The organism is Actinomadura rudentiformis, assembly GCF_008923185.1.
GTDB lineage: Bacteria > Actinomycetota > Actinomycetes > Streptosporangiales > Streptosporangiaceae > Spirillospora > Spirillospora rudentiformis.
In genome coordinates this window covers 279074-285130 of the sequence record NZ_WBMT01000018.1, presented here as the reverse complement: position 1 = coordinate 285130, position 6057 = coordinate 279074, and the positions used below count along the sequence as shown (strand labels likewise).

3 protein-coding genes are annotated in these 6057 nt (G+C 69.5%); all 3 read right to left on the bottom strand.

All coding sequences use genetic code 11. The annotated features are described in order from the left end of the window. Positions 1-12: 12 nt before the first annotated feature. Positions 13-603: a DinB family protein gene (locus tag F8566_RS34355; RefSeq protein ID WP_225993758.1), complete on the bottom strand. Its 591-nt coding sequence runs from the start codon at positions 601-603 to the stop codon at positions 13-15. Between the two features lie 74 nt (positions 604-677). Continuing rightward, complete coding sequence (locus tag F8566_RS34350; protein ID WP_192810007.1) at positions 678-2222, bottom strand: amino acid adenylation domain-containing protein; 1545 nt, start codon at positions 2220-2222, stop codon at positions 678-680. A 19-nt stretch (positions 2223-2241) separates the two neighbouring features. Beyond that, positions 2242-6027: a non-ribosomal peptide synthetase gene (locus F8566_RS34345; RefSeq protein WP_192810006.1), complete on the bottom strand. Its 3786-nt coding sequence runs from the start codon at positions 6025-6027 to the stop codon at positions 2242-2244. Between the last annotated feature and the right edge of the window lie 30 nt (positions 6028-6057).

Here is a 6057-nt window from a genome sequence, read left to right as displayed (position 1 = left end):
CGGGACGCGCTTTCACTCGGTTCGGGTATCGGCCTCGAGCACGGTGAGGTCGCGCACCGCATACCGGTGATGCTCGGCCTCTTCCTTGAGCACGACGCTGAGGCAGCGGCGTACGACGTAGTCCTTGTCCGGATAGAGGTCGGCCGGCTTGCGACCACATACCCGGTCGAGCTCGGCCTCGGTGAGCTCGTCGACGACCCGGCACATCGTGGCCATGCGGGCGAGCCGCGGCGCGAGTACCTCCTCAAGCGTCGGGATGGCATCGAGGGTGAGCCCCAGGAGCTTCGCCGATGCTTCGGCCGGCACCCCGCCGCCAGGAAGGCCCAACGAGTGGTACGGCGCATCCTCCTCGAGCACGGCGTTGCCGATCCAGGCATCGCCGGCCATCAGCAGATGCCGCTGCGTCTCGACGAACGACCACTCGCCGTCGACCCGCTCATGCAGCTTCGCCTCCGGTAGGCGCCTGGCACGGTCAATCGTCTCCCCCCATTGCTTCTCGATGGCATCCCAAGCGGCCCGGTATTCGGCGGCCGACGTGGCCTCACGGGCCAGCACCCGGTTGGGATGCAGCCGATCAAGCTCGGCCTCGACATAGGCGGTCACATCGACGTCATTGACAACGACACGCTCAAAGCCCCCACCGAGAGAGACGTTACCCCCATAGCAGTCCACGATCTTCAGGCCGGTGACGTCGGGTGAGGGAGTGCGGGATCGAGCATCTTGGCGAGCGCTCGACGATCGATCTTGCCCGCGCGGTTGAGAGGCATCTCGTCCAGCCAGACGTAGACGCGTGGAATCATCGGCGCGGGTAGCCAACTACCCAGTTGGCTCGTGAGCAGCTCGTCGGGTCGCCGTTCGCCGACCAGATAGGCGACGATGGCCGCGCCGCCCGGGGTGTCCTCGCGCAACAGTGCCGCCGCGTCGACCACGCCTCGGCATGCGCGCAGGTTGTGCTCCACCTCGCCGATCTCGACCCGGTACCCACTGATCTTGATCTGGTCGTCGATTCGGCCGGCGTACACGTAGTTCCCGTCCGGCTGAAGCCGAACGTTGTCCCCGGTGGCGTACATGCGCTCGCCGGGCCTCTCGGCGAACGGGTCCGGGAGGAACGAGGCCGCCGTGCGGCCGGGATGGCCGAGATAGCCTCTGGCAAGACCAGCGCCGGCCAGGTACATCTGGCCGGTGTCGCCGGCCGGGACGGGGTTCAGCTCCTCGTCGAGGACATAGGTTCGCACGTTGCGGATCGGGCGCCCGATTGGGACCCACTGCGGCGTCGAGGCGTCGCAGGGATACCACGTCGCGGCCACCGAGGCCTCGGTCGGGCCGTAGCCGTTGTGGACGACCAGCGAGTCGTTGCTGCCCAGGTCCGGCCCGTCGAGTTGGGACCCGCCGGTGATGACCAGGCGCACGCCGGCCGCGGCCAGCCGAGGAAGCAGGGACGTCCCGTACGGCCCGAGCACCGCGGCCGGGACTTCCAGCGCGGTCACGCCGAGCGCGCGGACGGTGCGCAGGATGCGGTTGGCGGGCAGGTCGCCGCCGTCGGCGATGGCGACGCAGGCGCCGAAGCAGAGCGGCATCAGGCAGTCGTGCATGGTGCTGTCCACGGTGAGCGCGGTCGTCCACAGCATCACGTCGTCGGTCCTGATCAGGTCGATGTCCTCGAACGAGGCGATGATCAGGTTCAGGAGGCCTTCGTGCGGCACGCCGACGATCTTGGGCCGCCCGGTCGAGCCCGACGTGGTGAGCGCGTATGCCAAGTCGAGCGGCCTCGGCGAGGGGAGCTCCGTGGCGGCCGGGCTGTCGGGGCTGTCGTGGCCCGTCTGCGGGCCGGTTACGTCAATGAGCTGGGCGTCGGGCAGCCAGTCGACCGGCGCGGTAGCAAGGACACGCGTGCAGCCGACGTCGTCGAGCACCCCGCGATTGCGCAGCGGCGGATCGTCGGGGCTCATCGGCAGACACGCCGCGCCGCTTCGCAGGATGGCGACGATGCCGATCAACGCGGCCGGGCAGTGCCGCGCGATGAGACCGACGATCGGTCCGGCGTCGTCGGCCACCAGCCGCCGCGCGAGTCGCGCCGACAGCCGATCGAGCTCGGCATAGGTCCACGAGCGTGCCGAGGTCCGGATGGCCGTGGCCGCCGGCCGGTCGCGAAACCGGCGCTCCAGGAGATCGACCAGGGTCCGTGCACCCGCGGTCCGGGCCGACCGTCGAGAATCCTGCACCGCAAGCACCACCTATCGACTATGGTTGGTCGCCCAGCGACCAGCGGATCGCATCGGGGAGCATCGACTCCCACGCCGCGTAGGTGTGGCCGCCTTCCCCGATCGCGCTTCGTACGACGTGTCCGTCGGCCGCGAGCTCGTCGGCTGTGCGTTCGGTCGCTTCCACCAAGCTGAGTCCGTCGTCGAGGATGATGTCCTTCTCCTCCCGGCTCGCGGACAGGAAGAACCGCGACCCGCCTCTCGACCGGTCGGGCCTCGCCGGGCCGAGCCGATGTTCGCTCACCGGGCCGGAGATGGCCACGGCGCCGTGGAAGCGATCCGGCCGGCGCAGCGCGGAGCGGATCGCCGTGACCGCCCCCAGACTCGCGCCCACCGCGACGGCGCGGCCGACCGGCCGGTTCCCGAGCCAGGTGCGCAGGTAGGGGAGCAGCTCGTCGGCGAGCGCGTCAACGATCCCGTCGTCGAGGAGCTCGCTGCGGCGGGTCGACCACTCGCTCGGACTCAGGAATATCGCCGCGGTGGTGGGGATCCGATCCTGGAGGGAGAGCCGGTCCAGAATCGCCGGCAGGCGCATGATCTCCACGAACTCGGAGCCGTCGAGGACGATCAGCAACGGGAGGTCGGCATTCTTCCGGAGCGGGTTCTCGGTGGAGATGAACAGATCCACGCGTCGGCAGCCGGCGAGCTTCTCGCCGCGCCAGGTTCGCTGGACGAGCCGGTCCTCGCGCGAGGCCGCGCTGAGGTCGGGCAGGCTCTCGCGCAGGATCGCGGCCGCGTAGCTCGCAGGCGTCCGATATTCCAGCATCAGCTGCAACGGCACCTCGCGGCCGAGTTCGCGGCGGACCGTCGCGGTCGCGCGCGGCACCAGCAGGGAGTGCCCGCCCTGGTCGAAGAAGTCGTCGGAGGCCGACAGCGGCCTGCCGAGCACGGCGGACCACGCCGCGACGACCCGTGCTTCGAGCCCGGTCGCGGGCGGCAGGTCCACTCCGGCGCGCGTGGTGGCGGTGGTGACCGGTGGCAGCGCGGCGCGGTCGAGCTTGTTGTTCGCGGTCAGGGTGAATCGGGGGATCGTGACGAAGTGGTCCGGGCGCATGTACGCGGGCAGTGTTTCGCGGAGCATGTCGCGCAGCGCCCCCACGTCCACCGACCTGGCCGCCACGATGTAGGCGACCAGCGCGGGGCCGGTCGCCAGGGTGGCCCGGACGACCGCCGCCGCGGTGATGTCGGGATGGCGCAGCAGGGCGTGTTCGACCTCGCTGGTCTCGATCCGGAAGCCACGGATCTTGACCTGGTGGTCGGTGCGGCCGAGGAAGTCGATGGCTCCGTTCGGCAGGTAGCGGCCCAGGTCTCCGGTGCGGTACATGCGCGACCCGGGCGGCCCGAACGGATCGGGAACAAACGACGCCGCGGTCAGGCCGGGGCGGGAATGGTACCCCCTGGCCAATCCGTCGCCAGCCAGGAAGATCTCGCCGCGCATGCCGACCGAGACCGGCTGGAGGTCCTCGTCGAGGATGTAGGCACTCGTGTGTGGGATGGGGCGGCCGATCGGAACTCTGCCCGACCACGGCTCGCCTTCGAACACGGTGGCCAGCACCGTGCACTCGGTCGGACCGTACGACGCCACGACCCGGCAGCCGGGTAGGAGTCCGTCCACCAGGGCGAAGCTCCTCGGGTTGACAACGTCGCCGCCGACGACGAGCTGGCGCAGCCCGGACAGGATATGCGGATCCTGCTCGACGAGGATGTCGAGCTGCGGAGAGACCAGCTTGAGCGTGGTGACCTGGTGTTCGCACAGGACATCCCGCAGACCGTCGAGGAGGGACCCGGTATCGGCGATCACCACCCGGCCGCCGTGGGCCAGCGGTGCCCATTCGAGCACGGCGACATCGAATGTCAGCGGACCGGTCTGGAGAAACACCGATCCCGGGCCTACCTCGAGATAGTGCGGTGCGCCTTCCACCAGTCGGCTCAGGGCTCGATGTGAGATCGCCACCGACTTCGGGTTTCCGGTCGATCCGGATGTCGATATCAGGTAGGCCAGACTGTCCGGAGCCGGGAGAGTCGGAAGATTGTCGGTGGCGTATCCGGTGAGGTCCGGGCTGCCGTCACCGATTGTGACAACCGGCGTCTCCATCGAGGGCAGGCGGGCCAGAAGCGGTGAGCCGACGATCATCAAGACGGCGGCGGCATCCGACATCAGGAGGCGGATCCGATCGGCTGGGAAGTCGGGGTCGACCGGCAGGTACGGTGCGCCACATTTGGCCAGCGCGAGCAGCACCACGAATCGTTCGACGGTGCGTTCCAGGCAGACGCCGACCACCTTCTCCGGTCCGACGCCCAGGGTTAGCAGGTGTCGGGCCAGCCGGTTCGCGCGTTCGTTCAGCTGCCCGTAGGACAGCGGGCCGCCGTCGCCGACGACCGCCGGCGCGTCCGGCGTGCGGGCGACCCGGGTCTGCAGACGTTCGACGACGGTGGTGCCGGACGCCGGAGTCCGATCGTTGCCGCGCCGCAGCAGCGTGCGGTCGGCCCGGGTGAGCAGGTCGAAGTCGCGCATCGGCGCGTCCGGCGTCGCCACGCCCTGTTCGAGCGTGCGGATGTAGCGGTCCGCGAGCGTGGCGATCGTGGCCCGGTTGAACAGCGCGGTCGGGTACACGAAGGTCGCCCGCAGCCGCCCCTCAACGATCCGGGTGGTGAGCGAGAGGTCGAACCTGGCGGTCACCGGCAGGTCGGGTTCCCACCACATCGGCGCGTCTGGATCCTCGGCCAGGTCCTCCCGGTCGCCGGCGTGGTTCACCACGACGTCGAAGATCGGATTCCGGTGCGCCTCCGACCCGGCGTTGAGCGCACCCACGATCTGCTCGAGCCGCGCGTCCTGGTGCGCGTCCGCGGCCATCCAGGCGTCCCGGGTTCGGGTGATCGCTTCGCGAAAGGTCAGCTCCGTCGTGGTCAGGTCGACCCGCAGGATCATGGTGTTGATGAAGAACCCGATCAGATCTCGCAGGTCCGGGTGTGTCCGGTCGGACACGATGGCGCCGATGACGACGTCGGACTGGCGGCAGAAGGCCCGGAGCGTCGCGACGAACGCGGCACTGACCACCATCGCCGGGCTCGCGCGCGTACGCCAGGCCAGGGCGGTCATGGCCGCCGTGGCCTCCCTCGGCAGCTCGAGGACAACCATCTCGCCGACCGCGTCGATCGCCGTGGGCCGAGGCAGATCCAGGGGGAGTTCCAACGGTTCGTAGCCGGCCAGCGCCTCGGTCCAGTAGTTCAGCTGGGATCGGAGCAGGTCGTCGGTCAGGAAGTCGCGCTGCCACCTGGCGTAGTCGCCGTACTGGACGGGCAGCCTCGGAAGGCGCGGTGTCCTGGCCGTCAAGGCCGCCTCGTACAGCTCGAACAGATCCCTGGCGAAGACGTCCATCGACCACCTGTCGGTGATGATGTGGTGCATCGTCACCAACAGGCCGGGCCCGTCGACCAACTCCGCGGCCACCGCTCGAAACAGCGGGGGCCGCGCCAGGTCGAAGGGCCGCACGGCAGCCTGTTCGACGGCTTCCTGCCAGTCGGGGCCGGCCCAGACGAGCGGGATCTCGACATGGTCGACGATCTCCTGGGTGACCGCCCCGTCCGGCGACATGAGGAACTTCGTCCGCAGGATCTCGTGGCGCCGCACCAGGGCGGCGAGGGCGGCGAGCAATGCCTCGCGGTTCACCTCCGCCGGAAACCGCCAGCCACAGCTGATGTGGTACTGGTCGTGCGACGAGTCCAGTTGGCGCAGCCACCACAGTCGCTCCTGTCCCGCCGACAACGGGAATTCGCTCGCCGTGCTGTCGCGAAA